Raw genomic sequence first — 18,411 nt, 5'->3', positions numbered from 1 at the left:
ATCAGCGAGAAGAGGACCGCGTCACGCCAGTAGCCGGTTCTCTGGTACTACCGACGCATGGGGATTGAGCGGTTCATCGGTATCGACCTCGCCTGGGCGCAGGGCGGAGCCCGTGTCAAGCCCAACGAGACCGGCGTAGCCGCCATCGACGGTCACGGTGTGGTGATCGACTGCGGCTGGACCTTCGGGCTCGAAGAGACGATGGCATGGCTTGCCAAGACAGCCGTTGGCGGATCGACCCTGGCCTTTGTCGACGCCCCGCTGGTCGTCGACAATCCAGCCGGCCAGCGGCTGTGCGAGCGGGAGGTCGGCCAGAGGTACGGCCGGTGGAAGGTGAGCGCGAACAGTACCAACCAGAGCTCTCCCCGCCGGGCCGGAGTGCTGTTGAGGGAGTTGCTGCAGGAGTCCGGCTGGGCCTACGACGACGGCAGGGGTGGGCCGCCGACGGGCGGGCTGGTCGTCTCCGAGTGCTATCCGTATACGACCTTGGTCGGCGCGTCCGAGTTGGGCTACGACCAGGAGCGCCCCACGTACAAGCGTCGGCCGGCGCGAGTACCGACGGCGCAGTGGCGAGCGGTCCGGGCGGAGGAGTGCGACAAGCTGATCTCGCACATGGTGGGCCTGGCCACCGCGGATCCGCCCCTCCTGCTCTCCTCCCACCCGATCTCCCGTCGGCTGCTCGATGAGCCCTCACCTCAGCGGGCAGCCGACTACAAGCATCGGGAAGACCTCATCGACGCGCTGCTCTGTGCGTGGACTGCCGCGCTGTGGTCCCGGCACGGACTGGCGCGCTGCCAAGTCCTGGGAGCGGACAGCCTCGCACAGCCCGGATGCGCTCCTACCATCATCGCGCCCGCCCGCCCCGAGCAGCGGCGTGGCAGCGGGGCGAGCTGAATCGAAGGGGAAAGCCTGCCGGGTCGGCCGGGTGGAGCCGCCCGCCCCGCCTCTGCAGGACGGGCGGCTCGGGCAGGGCTCAGTAGAGCTTGTTGACAGCCGTCACCGTGGTCGCCTTGAAGTCCGCGACCTGGGCATGTTCGAAGGTGCCCATCTGCGCCCACCGGACGTAGGTCACGGTCCTGCCGTCCCGGCCCACCGAGAAGAGGCTGACGTCGGAGGAGCCCCAGTCGGAGACGGTGTGCAGGCCGTGGACGGTCGCGCCCTCCTCGACGTCGATTTTGCCGTAGTTCTTCTCGGTCGCCGTGAGGTCGGGATTCTCCTCCATGAGCCGCTCGGCACAGTCGGTGATCTTCTGGCGCAGCAGGGCGGCGAACGCCTTGGCCCGCTGCTCACTGCGCTCCACCACGGTGACCTGGAACGCGTTGGTGTCGTACTCGGTCCAGTACTCACGGTGGCTGGAGATGGACGGCAGCGCCTCCCCGACGCAGACCGGCGGATGCTCGGGCTGCCCGGCGACGACCGGACCGGCGTACCAGGGCGACGTCGGGTGCGGCGGCAGCTCACCCGGTTCCAGGAACCGGGGAGAGCCCGCAGCCATCGCCGGGGCGGCAGCCAGGGTGAGTGCGGCCCCGGTGGCCAGCGCGGCCAGCGCGAGCCGGGTACCGCGGATGCGGACGTTCATGATTCCCCCATGCGTTGTGTGTCGAGACGACCGGATACGGAAGGAGGGGACGCGCTCGTGCGGCCCGTCAAGAACCTTCCGGTCATGACGTCCAGTAAGACTCATTAAGGTGCACTTCCGTTGCTCTGCACTCTTGCTGCAGATATGCAATGAATGTCACCGGACGGCAACGGAGCACGGTGCTCTCCCGTGCCCCGGAGGGTGTTGGGTCCGCTGTTAGGGTGCTGCGCGGAAGTGGAGTACGAGGCGGGGGCGTTGAACATCGGCCGGTACCGGATCACAGACGTTGCGGACATGTCGCCTGCGTTGGCGACGGTCTTGGGGGTGATCGTGACCGCCTTTATCGTCGGGTTGGTGTGGGCAGTACTGCGGCTACCGGACGCCGCGAAGCTCAGGAGTCCGGCCGCACGCGAGCGCGCGAAGCGCCGCAAGGAAAGCCAGAAACGACAGAAGAAGCTGCGGTCGCGGCGGGAGTCCCTGCAGCGCAAGGCAGCCCGGCGCGAAGACACGACATAGCAGCGCTCACCCTTGGCGGACCGGGGAGTCTCCCCAACTGACCTGTTGGCGTGAGGACTTCAGCCGGACCGGGAACCCACTTCGGCCCATACGGTCTTGCCGCTCGGTGCAGCTGTCACCGAACAGGCCATCCACGTACGGGACTCCAAGGATGTGACGCGTCCTCACTTCGCGGTCGGGCGTGAGGGATGGTCGCCGTTCGTGGAGTTCGTGAGCTCCGTGTCGGGCGTCTGAGGCTGAACCCGCGTATCCCGGCGGTGACGCTGTGGCGTACGCCGCCGGGATGGCCGTCAGGTGGCCAGTCCACCTGACGCGAGTCGATCGCTTGCCTGCCTGGCGTACGCCGGGGAGTTGTGACGTGCTCACCCCGACAAGGGAAATCGCACCCGACCGCGCGTTGCTGGCCGCAGGTGCGCAGAGCCTCCTCGCGCTCGACCAACCCCTCACCGTCAGCCAGGCGTGGGCGCGCTTCAATTCAGCCGGGTTCAGAGCTCCGGTACCGGACCCGGCCCCGGCTCAGAAGCAGCCGTTGACGGTGGCGGCGAGGCCGTCGAGGACTTCCTTGGTGTCGGCAGGGTCGGCAGAGGCCCCGTTCTCGATGAAGGAGAAGACCTTCCAGCGCCCGTCCTGGCCGACGGTGAGACCGCTCAGGGCCAGGGCGCCGGTCAGAGTGCCGGTCTTGGCCTGGACCTCGCCCGTGGCGCAGATGCTGGGTTCGGTGTCGAAACGGCCGAGGCCGGGCCCCAGAGTGCCGGTCTCGCCCGCGACCGGGAGCCCGTCCAGGATCGGCCCGAGAACGGTCTTGTGGCGCGGGTCGGTCAGCAGATCCACCAGGTCCGCGAGAGTGGTGGCGGGTATCCGGGCGGAACGGGACAGCCCGCTGCCGTCGAACAACTCCACGCCGTCGAGCGGAACGTCGTACTCCTCGCTGAGTACCGTGCGCACGGCCGTCGCCCCGCCCTCGAACGTGGCGGGCTGCCCGGCGGCGATCGCGGTCATCCGCAGCAGCGTCTCCGCGATGTTGTTGTCGCTGTTGAGGATCATCCTCTTGACGATCTCGGACAGTGGCGGAGAACTGTGGCTCGCGACCGGCACGTCGCCGGCGGCAGTGGTGCCTCGGACGACCGTGCCGTCCGTGGTGATTCCCTGGTCGGCGAGCAGCCCGGCGAAGACCTCCCCGGCATCGAGGGAGGTGTCCATGACGGGGTTGCCGTCGACCACCAGGGGCCGGACGGGGGAGACCACGTCCGGGAAGTAGCCGTCGGTCCAGCCGGTGGCGAGTGCGGGCTCGGGGAAGAGGCTGTCGTCGACGCGCACCTTGACCGAGGTCAGGCCGGCGGCGGACAGGCCGTCGGCGGCCGTCTTCGCGAGGGCGGAGAGATCGTCGGTGGTCAGGACCCGGTCGCCGCCGCCGATCAGGGTGAGCGTGCCGTCGCCGTAGACGACGCGGGTGGTGAAGCGGTGGTCCGGGCCCAGCGCGGTCAGGGCGGCGGTCGCGGTGGCGAGCTTGGTGTTGGACGCGGGCATCAGCGCGGTGGACGCGTTGTTGCCGAAGATCTCACGGTCGGACTCCGCGTCCATCACGAAGCCGCTGAGATTGGCGCCGAGGCCGGCCTCTTTGATCCGGGACTCCAGATCGTCGGCGATCTTCTGGTCGGTCGGACTCAGAGGGGTGCCGTCGGCCGCGAAGGCCGAGTAGCCCGCCAGGATGGATCCGATGATGGGTCCGGTCGCGGTGAGGCCGAGCACGCGCCGGGCCGTCGGGCTCATGGGTTTTCGCTTGCGATGACGCCCGCCGGCAGACGCGCCGCCGTGGGCGCTGTGCCGGGGGATGGATGCCGACACTGAGGAGCGGGGCGGCGGAAGGCTCGTACCGCTCCTGCCAACCGTGATTTCTGACATGGCAGTTCCGTTGGCTCGATGGGGAGAGACGGTCGCGTAGCCTGCCCGCCCGTACAGACCTCCCCGAGAATCGGACTGCGGCTTCGCGGAGACCTGAGTGTCTGCTGGGGGTCGGGGCCGCAGTAAGAGTCAAATATCCCGACCGGTGAGTAAGTTTTGAGGGTCACACGATTCAAGGTGATCCAGGCGCACGGTGCTGGGATGGCGACGGCTCAGGTCCTTGTGTGACCTGCGCGTCGTGCGGTCCCTCAGTTGTCCTCGTCAGCGATCTTGTGGGGCAGGTCAGATCACGCGAAAAAGGTCCGCGGCCGCGTGGACGTCGGTGAGGTCCTCGATGGAGCGGAGGTTGTCGCACAGGGCGTCCAGGACCGAGCCGGCTTCGGCGGCGGGTGGGGTGCCGATGGCCACGCCGAAGACGCGGAAGCCCAGTAGGTGTTTGGCGTCGTTCCAGCCGCGTGTCCATTCCTCGGTGACGTCGCATTCGTCGTCGGTGAGCATCACGATGTCGCCGCGCTTGCGGGCGGCGTCGTTGAACTCCTCCTCCAGCAGTTCGCGGGCTGCTGTCAGCGGCCTCTGGTAGCTGGTGCCGCCGCCGAGGAAGGTCTCCGCGAAGTCGAGGGTCCGGTCGATGCCGGCGGGCTGGTCGGCCGGGAAGCGGAAGACCTGGAGCTTGTCGGCGGCGGAGAACAGGATGCCGACGAAGTCACGCTTCGCGTGGCGAGCCTGGTCCAGCAGCGCGAGGGCGCACGCCTTGGCCCACGCCTCCCGGGTGACTCCGCCGGGCCCTTCCGCGTACATGGAGTGCGAGGTGTCCACGCACGCGATGATGGCGCCCTTGCCGGTGGTCTGCTCTCCCTGGCTGTCGTAGAGCATCAGCTCCCCGGCGGCGTAGCGCGCGGCGAACACCGCACGCAGCTCGGGCACGCCGAGGCCCGCCAGTTCGGAGGGGATGACGCGGGAGAGATCGTTGCCGAGCGTGACGCCGACCAGCTCCCCGGCGGCGTTCTCCACCTTGCGGGCGCGCTCACCGCCCGCCATCTGCCGGAAACGGCCGATCAGTTCGGCCCACTGTGCGAGACGGCTGGTGCGCAGCCGCTCGGCGAGCCGGGCGCGCTGGTCGAACGGCATCCGCTGCAGCTCGCCGGGGCCGACGCCCCACGCGCGCATCAGCGCCGCCTCCTCGCGTACGGCCTCGGCGGCCTTTGCCGCCGCGTTCCGCGCGGCGGCACGGATGCCGGGGACCGCCGCCGTGAGGGCCTGCGCGGCGGCCTGGGCGGACTGCTGCGCAGCGGCCTTGGAGGCCTCCGCGGCTTCGATCGCCCGTTGTACGGCGTCGGCGGCCGACGTCGGCACGGTGCCCTCCTCGTCGGCGGCCTGCTGGAGCGCCTCGCCCACGGCGGTCGCCGCGCCTTCGGCGTTCCGTTGGGCCCGCTTCGCCTGCTCGGCCTGTTCCTGGACATCCCGGGAGTGCTCCAGCAACCGACGCAACGCGGCGGCCTGGGCGAGTACGGCCATGGCGGCGGCGTAGGGGTCGCCGGCCGTCTCGCGGTGCAGCTCGGCGAACTCCGGTGACTCCACCAGTGACGTGATGACCTGGTGGTTGACCAGCCGGGAGAGGTCCATCTCCGCGCGCTCGCGCAACCGCGGCCTGACCTTGTAGGCGGCCAGGAACGCGTCGATGAGGAGGTCGGTGGTGTGGTCGTAGTGCTCGTCCAGCTCCTCGGCCAGCTCGCGCAGTCCGGCCGACTGCTCGTACGTGTCGCGCCATGTGATCTGTTCGAATCGGTCCGCGACCACGGCCGCGGTGTGCCGCTCGGGAGCGGCGGCGGACAGGCTCAGCCACTTCCCGGCCCGGCTCGCCAGCTCGCCCAGCCTGCTCGGTTTCTTGCCCGTCTCACCCGTCTCGCCCATGCCCCTGAGCTCCCCGCTGTTCAGAGTTGGGCCTGCACCATGCTCGCGTCCATGCCGAGGGCCTCGGTGAGAACGCGGGCGCGGACGGCGCGCTGGCGGCCGGTGACCCGGTCGATGGCGGCGGTGGAGCGGCCGGCGCCCGCCGCCTCCTCGCGCAGCTTCTCAAGGCGCTTTCCCGCCATGGCGAGCTGGTTGTGGGCCTTCTTGATGACCCAGTCGCTCAGCGCCTCGCGGGACTGCCCGGCCATGGCGTCGAGTTGGGCCTCCAGCTCATCGATGGTGTCGGCCAGGTCGAGCGCCTCCTTGGCGTCGGGGTTGACCAGGTGCAGCACCTCGCGCTCGACGGTCGGGCGCTCGGCGGGGGAGTCCCACAGCACGTGAGTCAGCACCGACAGGTCGGTCTCTCCGACCGCCGGGCGGCCGTCGAGGTACGCGGACGCCTGGAGCAGGCCCACCGCCTGCCGCCAGCGGCGGTCGGAGGCGACGAGTTCCTTGCGGCGCAGGGTGGCCCGCAGCGTACACACCGCGTCCACGATCACCTCGGGGACGTCCACGGCCGGGACGGCTTCGGTCACGGCGTGCTGCAACGCGGCCAGCTCGATGGTCGTCTGTGGCGCCGGCGCCGGGCGGCTGACGGCGGAGCGGACCAGCGCGGCGAAGTTCGAGGGGTCTTCCAGGTATCCGACCTCGATCCGCACAAGCAGCCGGTCGTAGATCGCGGCCGTGTCCTCTCCGACGGGCAGTTCGTTGCTCGCCGTGATGGCCCCGATCAGGGGGCAGCGGATCGGCTCGCCGCCGTTCTCGGGGTGGTAGATCCGCTCGTTGAGGTAGCCCAGCGTCTCGTTCAGCGCCGCCGTGGAGCACTTGAAGATCTCGTCGATGAACGCGACATGCGCGGTCGTGGCACGGCCTTCGTAGACCTGGCGGTACTCGCCCCGGGCCAGTGCGGCAACGTCGATGGGACCGAACATCCTCGTCGGCGCGGTGAACTTCGACAGGAGGATCTCCCAGTACGACGCCCCCTCGACCCTGCCCGTGAGCTCCCTGGCCATCTCGGACTTCGCCGTTCCAGGCGGGCCGAGCACCAACGAGTGCTGCCCGGCCAGCAGCGTCACCACCAGCGTCCGCACCACATCGGCCCGCTCGTAGAAACGGTCCGACAGCTCGTCGCTGATCGCCCGCAGCCTCTTGGCCGTGTCCTGCGCGTCCGGTAAACCCATGTTCAACTCCTTGCCCGCGCCGCCCTGTTGAGCTGACGCGACGGCCCTTCGCCCGAGCAAGATACTTGGAGACCGGGAAGACTCTCCGAGCCCTCGATCGATTCCCACAACTCGTTCTCACTCTTCGGCGCTTCGGCGATCGCGGTACCGCCCGTTTCAAGCCCGCCTCAAGCTCGTAGCACGTCCAAGGCCGTGAGTGCCGCGTGCAGTTCGGTGCGGCGTTCGCCGGATTCGAGGTCGCAGTCCAGGAGGCGTTCGATGGTGCGCAGGCGTTGGTAGACGGTTTCCCGGGAGAGGGAGCCGCGGCGTGCGGTGGTCGTCTTGTTGCCCGCGGCGTCCAGGTAGTGGCGCAGGGTCGTCAGCAGGTCGGTGCCGTGCCGGGTGTCGTGGTCGATGAGGCGGCCCAGCTGTCGTTCGGCGTACTCCTGGATGCGGGGGTCCTCGCGGAGCGCGTACAGCAGGCGGCGCAGGCCGATGTCGGACAGTTCGTGGAAGGAACGGTCCGGGGGGAGGGGGCGGCCGGGCGGGGTCGCCTCGGCCACGCGGGCTGCCTCGCGGAAGGAGCGGGCGGTGTCGGAGAGGTCCGTGACCTCGGAGCCGACGCTGACGACCGTGTGCGGGTCCAGGTCGAGCGCGGTGCGGCTCAGCCGTTCGACCGTGGGCCGCCAGGGCTGGGCGGGGCGCAGCGCCAGCAGGATGCCGAGGCGGCCGGGGGCCAGTTCGCCGACGAGTGCCGGGAGCCCTGCCGTGCGGAGCTCCGCGGACAGGAGGGTCTCCGGCTCCGCGGTGTCGTCTTCCGCGCGGAACTCGCGGATGTCGTGGGGGTCGCGGGTGTCGCGCATGCCGCGCATGTCCACGAGTACGGCGAGGAAGTGGTGCTCCTCGGTCGGCAGGCCCAGGGCGGCGGCGCGGGCGCGGGCGTCCGCCGGGGAGCGGTGGCGCTGCTCGGCCAGGTCCCGCAGGGCGCTTCGGTGTGCGGTCCGTTCCCAGGGGGTGGAGTGGATGAGGCGGGCGATGGTCAGGGCCATCGCCGTCCGCTCCAGCACGGTGACGTCCTCCGGCGCGAGTGCCCTGGCAGCCGCCGAGGCTCCGTGAGCCGATGACGATGGGCCGGACGGTGCGGGGAGCATCGCCACCCTGCCCCAGCGTTCGCCCTGGTACTCCACGGGTGTCACCAGCCAGCTCTCGGGTCCGCGGACGTCCGTGTGCTCGGCGGGCGGGGTGGCCCGGGAACGCTGTTCCCAGCCGGTGAGCGCCTCCTCCACCGTGCTGCCGGAGGGCTCGCAGATCAGCGCCTGGTGCACGAGGTTCTCCAGTACGACCGTGTGGCCGCTCATCTCCGCCGCGGCGCGTACGACGTCCTCGGGGCCGGCGCCGCGCAGCGTCAGGGCGGTGAACGCCTCGTGGATCCGCTGGGTCCTGCGCATCGCGTCCGCCTGGCTGCCGAGGAGGAGCGCGTGGACGACCTGGGTGACCTCCAGGAAGTTGACGTCCTTGGTCAGGGCGATCAGTGGCAGGCCGCGGGTGCGGCAGGCGTGGACGAGGGCGTCGGGCGGGCGGTGGTAGCGGCGTACGAGTTCGATGACCAGGGCCGCTGTCCCGATGCCGGCGAGTTCGTCCACGTAGCGGCGTACGCCTGTGGGGTCCTCGGGGAGGGGCATGCCGGTGGTGAGGACGAGTTCGCCGCCCTTGAGGAAGGAGGCGGGGTCGGTCAGTTCGGTGATGTGGACCCAGCGGACCGGCCGGTCGAGGTGATCCTCGCCGGTGAGGACCCGCGGCTGTCCCGAGGCCAGGACGGGAAGGGCCAGCACGTCGGCGACGCTGAGCGTGCCGACCGCGGCGGGTCTACGCTCGGACGCAGTGGCATCCTGCTCAGCCGCGTCCGGCGAGCGGGTCGTTCGGTGGTTCTCGCTCACAGTGCCTCCCTGTACGCCCGGACACTGTGACAAGCGTCGCTGACCTGCGCAAGAGCAGTCCGACGTGGGCTGCTGCGGCGCTGGACGGCCAGTCGTCACCCAGCGCGGTTGACACAACGTCCGAACACCGCCTCCCCGCCGGACAGATCGCGCGTTGTTGCCGTGCGTGGCCGCGGAAATGCTCGGGATGCAGGAGTAAGCAGACCACGCAGATCACGACGTAAGGCCGGGAGACGAACATGACCGCACTGTCGCCGCACCTTCGCCAGGCCACGCCCGTGACGGCCGTCCGGGGCGAGGGCGTCCACCTCTACGGTGAGGACGGCCGCCGCTACCTCGACTTCACTGCCGGGATCGGCGTCACCAGCACCGGGCACTGTCACCCCAGGGTGGTGGCGGCGGCGCAGGAGCAGGTGGGCACGCTGATCCACGGTCAGTACACGACGGTCATGCACCAGCCGCTGCAGCGACTTGTCGACAAGCTCGGTGAGGTGCTGCCGTCCGGACTGGACAGCCTGTTCTTCACCAACTCCGGCAGCGAGGCCGTCGAAGCGGCACTGCGGCTGGCCCGGCAGGCCACCGGCCGCCCCAACGTCCTTGTCTGTCACGGCGGTTTCCACGGCCGGACCGTGGCCGCCGCCGCCATGACCACCTCCGGCACCCGCTTCCGCTCCGGCTTCTCCCCGCTGATGAGCGGCGTGGTCGTCACCCCGTTCCCGTCGACCTACCGCTACGGCTGGGACGAGGAGACCGCCACCCGCTTCGCCCTCCAAGAGCTGGACTACACGCTCCAGACGATCTCCTCGCCCGCCGACACGGCCGCGATCATCGTCGAGCCGGTGCTCGGCGAGGGCGGGTACGTGCCCGCGAACCGCGCCTTCATGGAGGGCCTGCGGGAGCGCGCGGACCGGCACGGCTTCCTGCTCATCCTCGACGAGGTGCAGACCGGCGTGGGTCGCACCGGCCGGTTCTGGGGCCATGACCACTTCGGCGTCACCCCGGACATCCTGATCACCGCGAAGGGCCTGGCCAGCGGCTTCCCGATCTCCGGTATCGCGGCCTCCGAGGAGCTGATGACCAAGGCGTGGCCGGGCTCGCAGGGCGGTACGTACGGTGCCAACGCCGTCGCCTGCGCCGCGGCCTGCGCCACCCTGGATGTCGTACGCGACGAGAAGCTCGTCGAGAACGCCGACGCCATGGGCGCCCGGCTGCGGCAGGGTCTGGAGGCGGTGGCCGAGCGGACACCCGCCATCGGAGACGTACGCGGCCTGGGGCTGATGCTGGCCAGCGAGTTCGTCACCGAGGACGGCAGCCCCGACCCCGAGACGGCCGCCCGTGTGCAGCGCGCCGCCATCGACGAGGGCCTGCTCCTGCTGCTGTGCGGGGCCTGGAACCAGGTCGTACGGATGATCCCGGCGCTCGTGATCGACGAGACGGCGGTGGACGAGGGCCTCCAGGCGTGGTCGGCCGCGGTCGAGGCCGGTACCGCAGGGGCGTCACAGCGATGACGGACTCCCTCGCGCGCCTGGTCGACGAACTCGCCCGGACCGCTCCCGGACTGCGGATCGAGACCGGTGCGGGAGGGACCGGCGCGTACGCCTACGACGCCTCGAACTACCGGGTCCCGCCGCAGGCGGTGGCCTTCCCCCGCAGCGCCGACGACGTGTGCGCGGTGCTGCGGGCCTGCCGTGACACGGGCGTCCCGGTCACCGCGCGTGGCGGCGGCACCAGCATGGCGGGCAACGCCGTCGGACCCGGCGTCGTCCTGGACTTCTCGCGGTACATGAACCGGGTCCTGGACATCGACGCGGAGGCGCGCACGGCGCGCGTCGAGGCAGGGGTGGTCCTCGATGCGCTCCAGAGCGCGACGAGCCCGTACGGGCTGGCCTTCGGCCCGGACCCGTCCTCGCACAGCCGCTGCACCCTCGGCGGCATGATCGGCAACGACGCCTGCGGCAACCGGTCGGTGCGGCACGGGCGGACCAGCGGCCACATCGAGGCCCTGGAGATCGTCACCGCCGACGGCGTACGCGCCATCGCCGACCACACCGGGCTGCACCCGATCGACCCCGATACCGCAGGACACATCTCCCGCCTCGAACAGGACATACGGAACCTGATCGCCGACAACCTGGCTCCGATCCGCACCGAGCTGGGCCGCATCCCGCGCCAGGTCTCCGGCTACCACCTGCACCGTCTGCTGCCGGAGAACGGCTTCGACCTGGCCCGTGCGCTGATCGGCACCGAGGGCACCTGCGCGGTCGTCACAGCGGCGACGGTACGGCTCGTGGCGACGGCTCCCGCGACGGCGCTGCTGACCCTCGGTTACGACGACGTCGTCGACGCGGCGGAGGACGTGCCGGAGATCCTGCGCTGGACTCCGACCGCCGTAGAGGGCATGGACGAGGCGATCGTCGCCACCATGCGCGCCCGCCGGGGCCCGGACTCCGTCACCGGACTGCCCGAGGGGCGCGCCTGGCTCTACGTCGAACTCGACGGCGACGACGAGGAGTTGGTCGCCTCCCGCGCGGCCGAACTCCTGGCCGTACTCAAGGCCCGGGGCCGGTTGACCGGCGGCCGGGTCGTGGACAGCGTGGCCGAGCGGCGCTCGCTGTGGCGGGTCCGCGAGGACGGCGCCGGGCTCGCCGCCCGTCTCGTCGACGGCGGTGAGTCCTGGCCCGGCTGGGAGGACGCTGCGGTCGCCCCCGAGCAACTGGCCGCCTATCTACGGGACTTCCGTAAGCTGCTGGCCACGCACGAACTGACCGGCGTGCTGTACGGGCACTTCGGCGCGGGCTGCGTCCACGTACGCATCGACTTCGACCTCGCCACGGAGGCCGGTCGGGCTGCCACCCGACGGTTCCTCACCGAGGCGGCGTCCCTGGTCGTCGGGCACGGCGGAACGCTGTCCGGCGAGCACGGTGACGGGCGGGCGCGCGGCGAACTGCTGGAGGTCATGTACAGCCGCCAGATGATCCGGGCGTTCGCCGCCTTCAAGGAGATCTTCGACCCGGACGGGCTGCTCAACCCCGGCATCATCGTCGAACCGGCCGCCCTGGACGCCGACTTGGCGCTGCACACGCCCACTGTCGTGCTGCCCGTCGAGACCCTCTTCTCCTTCCCGCACGACGAGGACGGCTTCGAGGGCGCCGTGCGCCGCTGCGTCGGCGTCGGCCGCTGCCGCAGCGACGCGGGCGGCGTGATGTGCCCCAGCTACCGGGCCACCGGCGAGGAGAACCACTCCACACGGGGGAGGGCCCGGCTGCTCCAGGAGATGGTGCGGGGCGGGACCGTCCAGGACGGCTGGCGCTCGACCGAGGTCAAGGACGCCCTCGACCTGTGCCTGTCCTGCAAGGCGTGCTCCAGCGACTGCCCGGTCGGCGTCGACATGGCCACGTACAAGGCGGAGTTCCTGCACCAGCACTACAAGGGGCGGCTCCGCCCCCGCTCCCACTACTCGCTGGGCTGGCTGCCCCTGAGCGCCGCGCTCGCCGGATACGCGGCCCGGCCGGTGAATGCCCTGCTGCGCGGACCGGTCGGCAGAGCGCTCGCCCGCCTCGGAGGCGTGACCACGAAGCGCCGGATCCCGGCCTTCGCCTCCCGGCGCGCCCGACGCAAGGTCCTGCGCGCGGCGAAGACGGGCGAACCGTCGAAGGCGCTGCTCTTCGTCGACAGCTTCACTCGCGCCTTCCGCCCCCATGTGGCGGGCGCGACCGCGCGCGTACTCGCCGACGCCGGAATCCCCAACACGGCGCAGGACGGGCTGTGTTGCGGACTGACCTGGGTCAGCACCGGCCAACTGTCCGTGGCCCGCCGCGTCATGGCCCGTACGGTCGCCCGCCTCGACAGCGGCGACGGCGACGGCCTGCCGATCGTCGTGGCGGAACCCAGCTGCGCCGCCGCCCTCAAGCGGGACGTGCCCGAACTCCTCGGCACCGACGCCGCCCGGCGCGTCGCGGCCCGCGTCCACACCCTCACCGGCGCCCTGACCGACCTCGCCGCACCGGACTGGAACCCGCCGCCGCTCCCCGAATCGGTACTGCTCCAGACGCACTGCCACGAGTACGCCACCTTCGGCAGCCGCCGACCGGCCGACCTGCTGCGCAAACTCGGCGTACAGAAGCTGGCAGAGGCCGAGGGCTGCTGCGGGCTCGCGGGCAACTTCGGCTTCGAGGAGCAGCACTACGACACCTCGATGGCCGTCGCCGATCTGGCCCTGCGCCCGCGTCTCGATGAACTCGCCGATCGCACCGAGCCCGCCAGTCGCGCCGAACCCGCCGATCGTGCCGAACTCCCGGACGGCGAAGGCCCGTTGCCCGTCGTGGCTGACGGTTTCAGCTGTGCCACGCAGGTGGACCACCTCGCCGGTGACCGGGGCATCCGCGCCGTACACCTCGCCGAACTCCTCGACCCCGCCGCCCACTCGCACCCGCACTCGCACTCGCACCAGCCAGGAGAGCCCTCATGACCGACGTACTCAAGCAACTGTTCATCGGCGGCGCCTGGGTGGACGCCGCGGACGGCGCCACCATGCCCGTCGACGACCCCGCCACCGGCGAGATCATCGCCCACGTCGCCGACGCCGGACCCAAGGACGCCCGGCTCGCGGAGGACGCCGCCGTCGAGGCACAGGAGGAGTGGGCCCGTACGGCACCCCGGGCACGCAGCGAGATCCTGCGCCGCGCGCACGAGATCATCCTCGCCCGCACCGACGAGCTCGCCCTGCTGATGACCACCGAGATGGGCAAGCCGCTCGCCGAGGCCCGCGGCGAGGTGGCGTACGCGGCCGAGTTCTTCCGCTGGTTCTCCGAGGAGGCGGTACGGATCGAGGGCGGCTACGGCACCCTGCCCGACGGCCGTAACCGCATGCTGCTCACCCGCCGCCCGGTCGGCCCCTGTCTGCTGATCACCCCGTGGAACTTCCCGCTGGCCATGGGCACCCGCAAGATCGGCCCGGCGATCGCGGCGGGCTGCACGATGATCCTCAAGCCGGCCCCGCAGACCCCGCTCTCCAGCCTCGCGCTGGCCGGAATCCTCAAGGAGGCGGGACTGCCGGACGGCGTGCTCAACGTCGTCACCACCTCCCGCGCGGGCGAGGTGGTCGAGCCCTTGCTGCGCGGCGGCCGGATCCGCAAGCTGTCCTTCACCGGCTCCACGGCCGTCGGGCGGCTGCTGCTCGCGCAGTGCGCCGACACTGTTGTACGGACCTCGATGGAGCTGGGCGGGAACGCCCCCTTCGTCGTCTTCGACGACGCCGACCTGGACAAGGCCGTGAACGGCGCGATGGTGGCCAAGATGCGCAACATGGGCGAGGCGTGCACGGCCGCGAACCGCTTCTTCGTGCACCGGTCGGTGGCCGAGGAGTTCGGGCGCCGACTGGCTGCCCGGATGGGGACGTTGGTCGTCGGTCCCGGCACCCGGGACGGTGTGGACGTGGGCCCGCTGATCGACGACGCGGGCCGCGCCAAGGTCGAGGAACTGGTCGCCGACGCGGTGGAGCGCGGCGCCCGCGTGCTCGTCGGCGGGAGCGCCCCCGAGGGCCCCGGCCGCTTCTACCCGCCGACCGTGCTGGCCGACGTGGCCCCCGGCAGCCGCCTGATGGACACGGAGATCTTCGGCCCGGTGGCCGCGATCCTCACCTTCGACGACGAGGACGAGGTCGTACGCCGCGCCAACGACACCCCCTGGGGACTCGTCGGCTACCTCTTCACCGAGGGCCTCGACCGCGCTCTGCGGGTCAGCGAACGCCTGGAGGTGGGCATGGTCGGCCTCAACACCGGCCTCGTCTCCAACCCGGCCGCGCCCTTCGGCGGCGTCAAGCAGTCGGGGCTCGGCAGGGAGGGCGGCCGGGTCGGGATCGAGGAGTTCCTGGAGTACCAGTACCTGGCGATGCCGGTGGGCTGAACGCGCCCCCTTGGAGGGACCGGCTCGCGTTCAGTGCAGTTCGGCCCGCGCCGGGCTGCCGTCGACGGAGCTGTCGTCCACGGGGCTTTCCTCGACGGGGCTCTCGTCGAGGAAGCCGCCCGACTGGTGCTGCCACAGCTTCGCGTAGGCGCCGTCCGAGGCGAGCAGTTCCTGGTGCGTGCCCTGCTCGACGATTCGTCCGCGGTCGAGGACGACGAGCTGGTCCATGCCGGCGACCGTGCTCAGGCGGTGCGCCACCACGAGCGCCGTCCGCCCCTCCATGAGCCGCCACAGCGCCTCTTGGACCAGCAGCTCACTCTCGGAGTCCAGGGCGCTGGTCGCCTCGTCGAGCAGCAGGATCGGCGCGTCGCGCAGGATCGCCCTGGCGAGAGCGACGCGCTGGCGCTGTCCGCCGGACAGCTTGATACCGCGCTCGCCCACCATGGTGTCGAAGCCGTCCGGCAGTGCGTCGGCGAACTCCGTGACGTGCGCCGCCTCGGCCGCGCGGCGGATCTCGGCGTCGGTGGCGCCCGGCCGGGCGAACGCGATGTTGTCCCGCAGCGTGCGGTGGAACATCGCCGGGTCCTGCGGCACATACGCGATCAGGCCCCGCAGGTCGGCCTGGCGCAGCCTGCTGATGTCCTGGCCCCCGATCAGGATCCGGCCCGCGTCGATGTCCATCAACCGCAACAGCAGCCGGCTGAGGGTGGTCTTGCCGCCGCCGGACCGGCCGACGAGACCGATCTTCGTCCCGCTGGGCACCACCAGGTCGAGGCCCTCGAAGAGCGGCTCCGAGCCCGCGTGGGCGAAGGTCACCTGCTCGAAGCGGACGTCGGCGGCCCCGGGCAGCAGCGGCTCCGGCGAGACGGGGTCGAGCACGGTCGGCGGCGTCAGCAGCAGTTCGGTGAACTGCGCGGCCTCCGTCATCGAGCTCTCCAGGCGACGGTAGATCTGGTTGAACTCGAACATGATCCGCGTCGCGTTGCTGTAGTACGTGAAGGCGACCACGACCGCCTCCACGCCGTGCTCGCCCCCGCCGAGCGTGACCGCGAGCAGCAGGCCCAGCGCGTTGGTCAGCACGGACATCGGCGCGACCAGTGTGTCGATCCGCAGGTTGCCGTAGTCCCACGACTTCAGCATGAGCCGTCGCGACGCCGCGACGCGGGAGCGGTGCTCGGCGGCCTCGCGTTCCTCGGCGGCGAAGGCCCGGACCGTGTCCATGTTCATCAGGCTGTCGGCGACGTGGCCCGACACCCGGGCGATCGCCTCCTCGCGCTGGTCGACGAGCGCCTGACGGCGACGGATGAGGGGCACCACACACAGCCCCGTCAGCGCGATCATCGCCAGGAGTCCGACGACGAGCAGCGGTTCGTAACGCCACAGCACCACCGACCCGAACAGCAGCGGTACGAAGCTGCCCACGACCTGGAACGTCATCGTGTCGACGAACTCCTCGAAGCGGGAGGCGAAGCTCAGCACCCGCTTGGTCAGCGACCCGGCGAAGTTGTCGTGGAAGAACGCGGCGTCCTTGGCGAACAGCTCGTCCATGCCGATCACGTACAGGTGCTCGACGCCGAGGGCGTCCACGCGGTTCAGGCAGTGCATGCCGATGCGCCACAGCGTCTCCGCGAGCAGCAGAACGCCGGCGAAGCCGAGTACGTACGGCAGTGTCGAGCCGATGGTGATGTCGGCGTCGTCGGCGATACGGCCGACGAGCTTGGCGACGAGCAGCGGCGCGATGTAGAAGATGCCGATGCTGCCCAGCGCCGGCAGCAGCATCCCGGGCACCGTCCACCGCCGGAGCCGGGCCAACTCCCGTCCGTAGTAACGAAGTGCGAGGAGCACCGGTCCCCTGCCCGGCAGCGCCTTGTGCGATACAGAATGCGATTCCATGCTCACCCTGTGTTGTCGAAGGGTTCGCAGTGTCCCGCGACGGCACCCGCGGAGTCCAAGCGTTTTTCTCAACACCCTGAGGTATCAGAGGTGTTGGACCAAGTCGGTGGGTGGGACGGGCGCGGCGATGGCGCAGACGCCGGGCAGGCCGGCCAAGAGATGGGCGATGCGCGGGGCGTCGTATCCGGCATCCAGCACGACCGGGACGTCCTTATAAGGCCGCCTTATAAGGCACATCGGGATTGTGTCTTGGACGCGCTGCCCGTCCCGCTGCTGCAATCGACCGTATGACGATCCAGAACCACCGCATCGCCCTCATCCCTGGTGACGGCATCGGGACCGAGGTCCTGCCGCCCGCCCGGCGAGTGCTGGACGCCGTCGGCCGCCGCCACGGAATCAGCTTCTCCTACACCTCCTACGACTGGTCCTGCGAGCGCTATGTCCGCGAGGGCTCGATGATGCCCGAGGACGGCCTGGACCGGCTGCGTGAGGCGGACGCGATCCTGCTGGGCGCCGTCGGCTACCCGGGCGTGCCGGACCACGTCTCGCTGTGGGGGTTGCTGATCCCCATCCGCCGCACCTTCCGCCAGTACGTCAACCTGCGGCCGATCCGGGTCTTCGAGGGCGTGGACAGCCCGCTGCGCAGCGCCGCCGCGGGCGAGGTCGATCTCGTCGTCGTACGGGAGAACGTCGAGGGCGAGTACAGCGAGATCGGCGGACGGCTGAACCAGGGCACGAGCGAGGAACTGGCCGTCCAGGAAGCGGTGTTCACCCGGACCGGGGTCACCCGGATTGCTGACTACGCGTTCTCGCTCGCCGCCCGCCGCCGAGGGAGGCTCACCTCCGCCACCAAGTCCAACGGCATCATCCACACCATGCCGTTCTGGGACGAGCTGATCGCCGAGCGGGCCGCCGCGCACCCCGGTGTCACCTGGGACCAGGAGCACATCGACGCGCTGGCCGCGAAGTTCGTCCTCGACCCCGCCCGCTTCGACGTGGTCGTCGCCTCCAACCTCTTCGGTGACATCCTCAGCGACCTCGCGGCCGCGGTCGCCGGATCCATCGGCATCGCCCCGGCGGCCAACCTCAACCCAGAGCGGGAGTTCCCCTCGATGTTCGAGCCGGTGCACGGCTCCGCGCCAGACATCGCGGGCCAGGGCATCGCCAACCCGCTGGGCGCGATCTGGTCTGCGGCCATGATGCTGGACCACCTCGGCCACCCCGAGGCCGCACGGGACATCGACAACGCCATCACCGCCGTCCTGGCCAAGTCGGATGTGCTGACCCGCGACCTGGGCGGCACGGCGACGACCGACGAGTTCACCGAGAAGCTGCTGGAACTTCTCTGACCGTCCCGGCCCTTCGGAACCGCAGCCGAGTACGCCGCCGTACCGGGATCCCGAGCCGGAACTCCGAGACAACGGGCGGCTGTGAGCCGTGGGCACCTCAGGGCCCGGCTCCCGTCCAAACCACCTCGAATCGATCAGCCTCACGTCGGGGGCCCAGCATGTGCCCCGGCGATACGAAAGGAAAGTCCTGTGTCAGCTGCCAGGAAGCGCGTCGCCGTCGT

12 protein-coding genes and 1 pseudogene are annotated in these 18,411 nt (G+C 70.7%); 7 read left to right on the top strand and 6 right to left on the bottom strand.

The annotated features are described in order from the left end of the window. The first annotated feature begins 57 nt into the window (after positions 1 to 57). Positions 58 to 894, top strand: coding sequence for a DUF429 domain-containing protein (locus tag OP79_RS39765; RefSeq protein WP_033327657.1), 837 nt, complete (start codon positions 58 to 60; stop codon positions 892 to 894). A gap of 79 nt (positions 895 to 973) precedes the next feature. Here OP79_RS39765 and OP79_RS39760 read toward each other — a convergent pair whose 3' ends face one another. Continuing rightward, positions 974 to 1,579, bottom strand: a complete 606-nt coding sequence (locus OP79_RS39760; protein ID WP_033327656.1) for a hypothetical protein — start codon at positions 1,577 to 1,579, stop codon at positions 974 to 976. 234 nt (positions 1,580 to 1,813) lie between these two features. On the opposite strand from OP79_RS39760, the gene OP79_RS39755 reads away from it, so the two are divergent. Both OP79_RS39755 and OP79_RS52690 read left to right on the top strand, forming a co-directional pair. After that, positions 1,814 to 2,095 (top strand): hypothetical protein, encoded by a 282-nt coding sequence (locus OP79_RS39755; RefSeq protein ID WP_245685609.1) that lies wholly within the window; start codon positions 1,814 to 1,816, stop codon positions 2,093 to 2,095. Between the two features lie 111 nt (positions 2,096 to 2,206). After that, a pseudogene (locus OP79_RS52690) lies at positions 2,207 to 2,329 on the top strand (DUF397 domain-containing protein); the annotation flags it as partial. Positions 2,330 to 2,611: 282 nt separating this feature from the next. Here OP79_RS52690 and dacB read toward each other — a convergent pair. The 4 genes from dacB to OP79_RS39730 all read right to left on the bottom strand — a co-directional run bounded on the left by dacB (position 2,612) and on the right by OP79_RS39730 (position 9,044). Continuing rightward, positions 2,612 to 3,865, bottom strand: coding sequence for a D-alanyl-D-alanine carboxypeptidase/D-alanyl-D-alanine endopeptidase (gene dacB, locus OP79_RS39745; protein WP_078492302.1), 1,254 nt, complete (start codon positions 3,863 to 3,865; stop codon positions 2,612 to 2,614). Between the two features lie 414 nt (positions 3,866 to 4,279). Next, a complete protein-coding gene (locus tag OP79_RS39740; RefSeq protein WP_033327654.1) occupies positions 4,280 to 5,908 on the bottom strand; it encodes a VWA domain-containing protein in 1,629 nt (542 codons plus the stop codon). A 20-nt stretch (positions 5,909 to 5,928) separates the two neighbouring features. After that, positions 5,929 to 7,128 (bottom strand): AAA family ATPase, encoded by a 1,200-nt coding sequence (locus OP79_RS39735; RefSeq protein WP_033327652.1) that lies wholly within the window; start codon positions 7,126 to 7,128, stop codon positions 5,929 to 5,931. Between the two features lie 167 nt (positions 7,129 to 7,295). Then, positions 7,296 to 9,044, bottom strand: coding sequence for a PucR family transcriptional regulator (locus tag OP79_RS39730; protein WP_078492301.1), 1,749 nt, complete (start codon positions 9,042 to 9,044; stop codon positions 7,296 to 7,298). Between the two features lie 239 nt (positions 9,045 to 9,283). Here OP79_RS39730 and OP79_RS39725 point away from each other — a divergent pair, with 239 nt between their 5' ends. Genes OP79_RS39725 through OP79_RS39715 form a run of 3 tightly spaced genes read left to right on the top strand, consistent with a single transcriptional unit; the run spans position 9,284 to position 14,948 of the window. Next, positions 9,284 to 10,552 (top strand): aspartate aminotransferase family protein, encoded by a 1,269-nt coding sequence (locus OP79_RS39725; RefSeq protein WP_033327650.1) that lies wholly within the window; start codon positions 9,284 to 9,286, stop codon positions 10,550 to 10,552. Continuing rightward, positions 10,549 to 13,512, top strand: a complete 2,964-nt coding sequence (locus OP79_RS39720) for an FAD-binding and (Fe-S)-binding domain-containing protein (RefSeq protein ID WP_033327714.1) — start codon at positions 10,549 to 10,551, stop codon at positions 13,510 to 13,512. The genes OP79_RS39725 and OP79_RS39720 overlap by 4 nt, the downstream gene beginning before the upstream one ends. Continuing rightward, positions 13,509 to 14,948, top strand: a complete 1,440-nt coding sequence (locus OP79_RS39715; RefSeq protein ID WP_033327649.1) for an NAD-dependent succinate-semialdehyde dehydrogenase — start codon at positions 13,509 to 13,511, stop codon at positions 14,946 to 14,948. The genes OP79_RS39720 and OP79_RS39715 overlap by 4 nt, the downstream gene beginning before the upstream one ends. A gap of 30 nt (positions 14,949 to 14,978) precedes the next feature. Here the strand turns inward: OP79_RS39715 and OP79_RS39710 are convergent, their stop codons facing one another. Beyond that, positions 14,979 to 16,841, bottom strand: a complete 1,863-nt coding sequence (locus OP79_RS39710) for an ABC transporter ATP-binding protein (RefSeq protein ID WP_078492300.1) — start codon at positions 16,839 to 16,841, stop codon at positions 14,979 to 14,981. A gap of 293 nt (positions 16,842 to 17,134) precedes the next feature. Here OP79_RS39710 and OP79_RS39705 point away from each other — a divergent pair, with 293 nt between their 5' ends. Continuing rightward, positions 17,135 to 18,190: a tartrate dehydrogenase gene (locus tag OP79_RS39705; RefSeq protein WP_425428672.1), complete on the top strand. Its 1,056-nt coding sequence runs from the start codon at positions 17,135 to 17,137 to the stop codon at positions 18,188 to 18,190. Positions 18,191 to 18,411: the final 221 nt, after the last annotated feature.

The sequence above is a fragment of the Streptomyces yerevanensis genome (genome assembly GCF_000716805.1).
In the GTDB taxonomy this organism is placed as follows: domain Bacteria; phylum Actinomycetota; class Actinomycetes; order Streptomycetales; family Streptomycetaceae; genus Streptomyces; species Streptomyces flaveus.
The sequence above is the reverse complement of the archived record's forward strand: the minus strand, read 5'-3'. Positions and strand labels throughout refer to the sequence as shown.

Excerpts from the sequence above, each read along its gene's own strand:
- OP79_RS39710 (WP_078492300.1), bottom strand. The coding sequence starts at position 16,841 with ATGGAATCGCATTCTGTATCGCACAAGGCGCTGCCGGGCAGGGGACCG.
- OP79_RS39715 (WP_033327649.1), top strand. The coding sequence starts at position 13,509 with ATGACCGACGTACTCAAGCAACTGTTCATCGGCGGCGCCTGGGTGGAC.
- OP79_RS39735 (WP_033327652.1), bottom strand. The coding sequence starts at position 7,128 with ATGGGTTTACCGGACGCGCAGGACACGGCCAAGAGGCTGCGGGCGATC.
- OP79_RS39740 (WP_033327654.1), bottom strand. The coding sequence starts at position 5,908 with ATGGGCGAGACGGGTGAGACGGGCAAGAAACCGAGCAGGCTGGGCGAG.
- OP79_RS39725 (WP_033327650.1), top strand. The coding sequence starts at position 9,284 with ATGACCGCACTGTCGCCGCACCTTCGCCAGGCCACGCCCGTGACGGCC.
- OP79_RS39720 (WP_033327714.1), top strand. The coding sequence starts at position 10,549 with ATGACGGACTCCCTCGCGCGCCTGGTCGACGAACTCGCCCGGACCGCT.
- OP79_RS39760 (WP_033327656.1), bottom strand. The coding sequence starts at position 1,579 with ATGAACGTCCGCATCCGCGGTACCCGGCTCGCGCTGGCCGCGCTGGCC.
- dacB (WP_078492302.1), bottom strand. The coding sequence starts at position 3,865 with ATGAGCCCGACGGCCCGGCGCGTGCTCGGCCTCACCGCGACCGGACCC.
- OP79_RS39765 (WP_033327657.1), top strand. The coding sequence starts at position 58 with ATGGGGATTGAGCGGTTCATCGGTATCGACCTCGCCTGGGCGCAGGGC.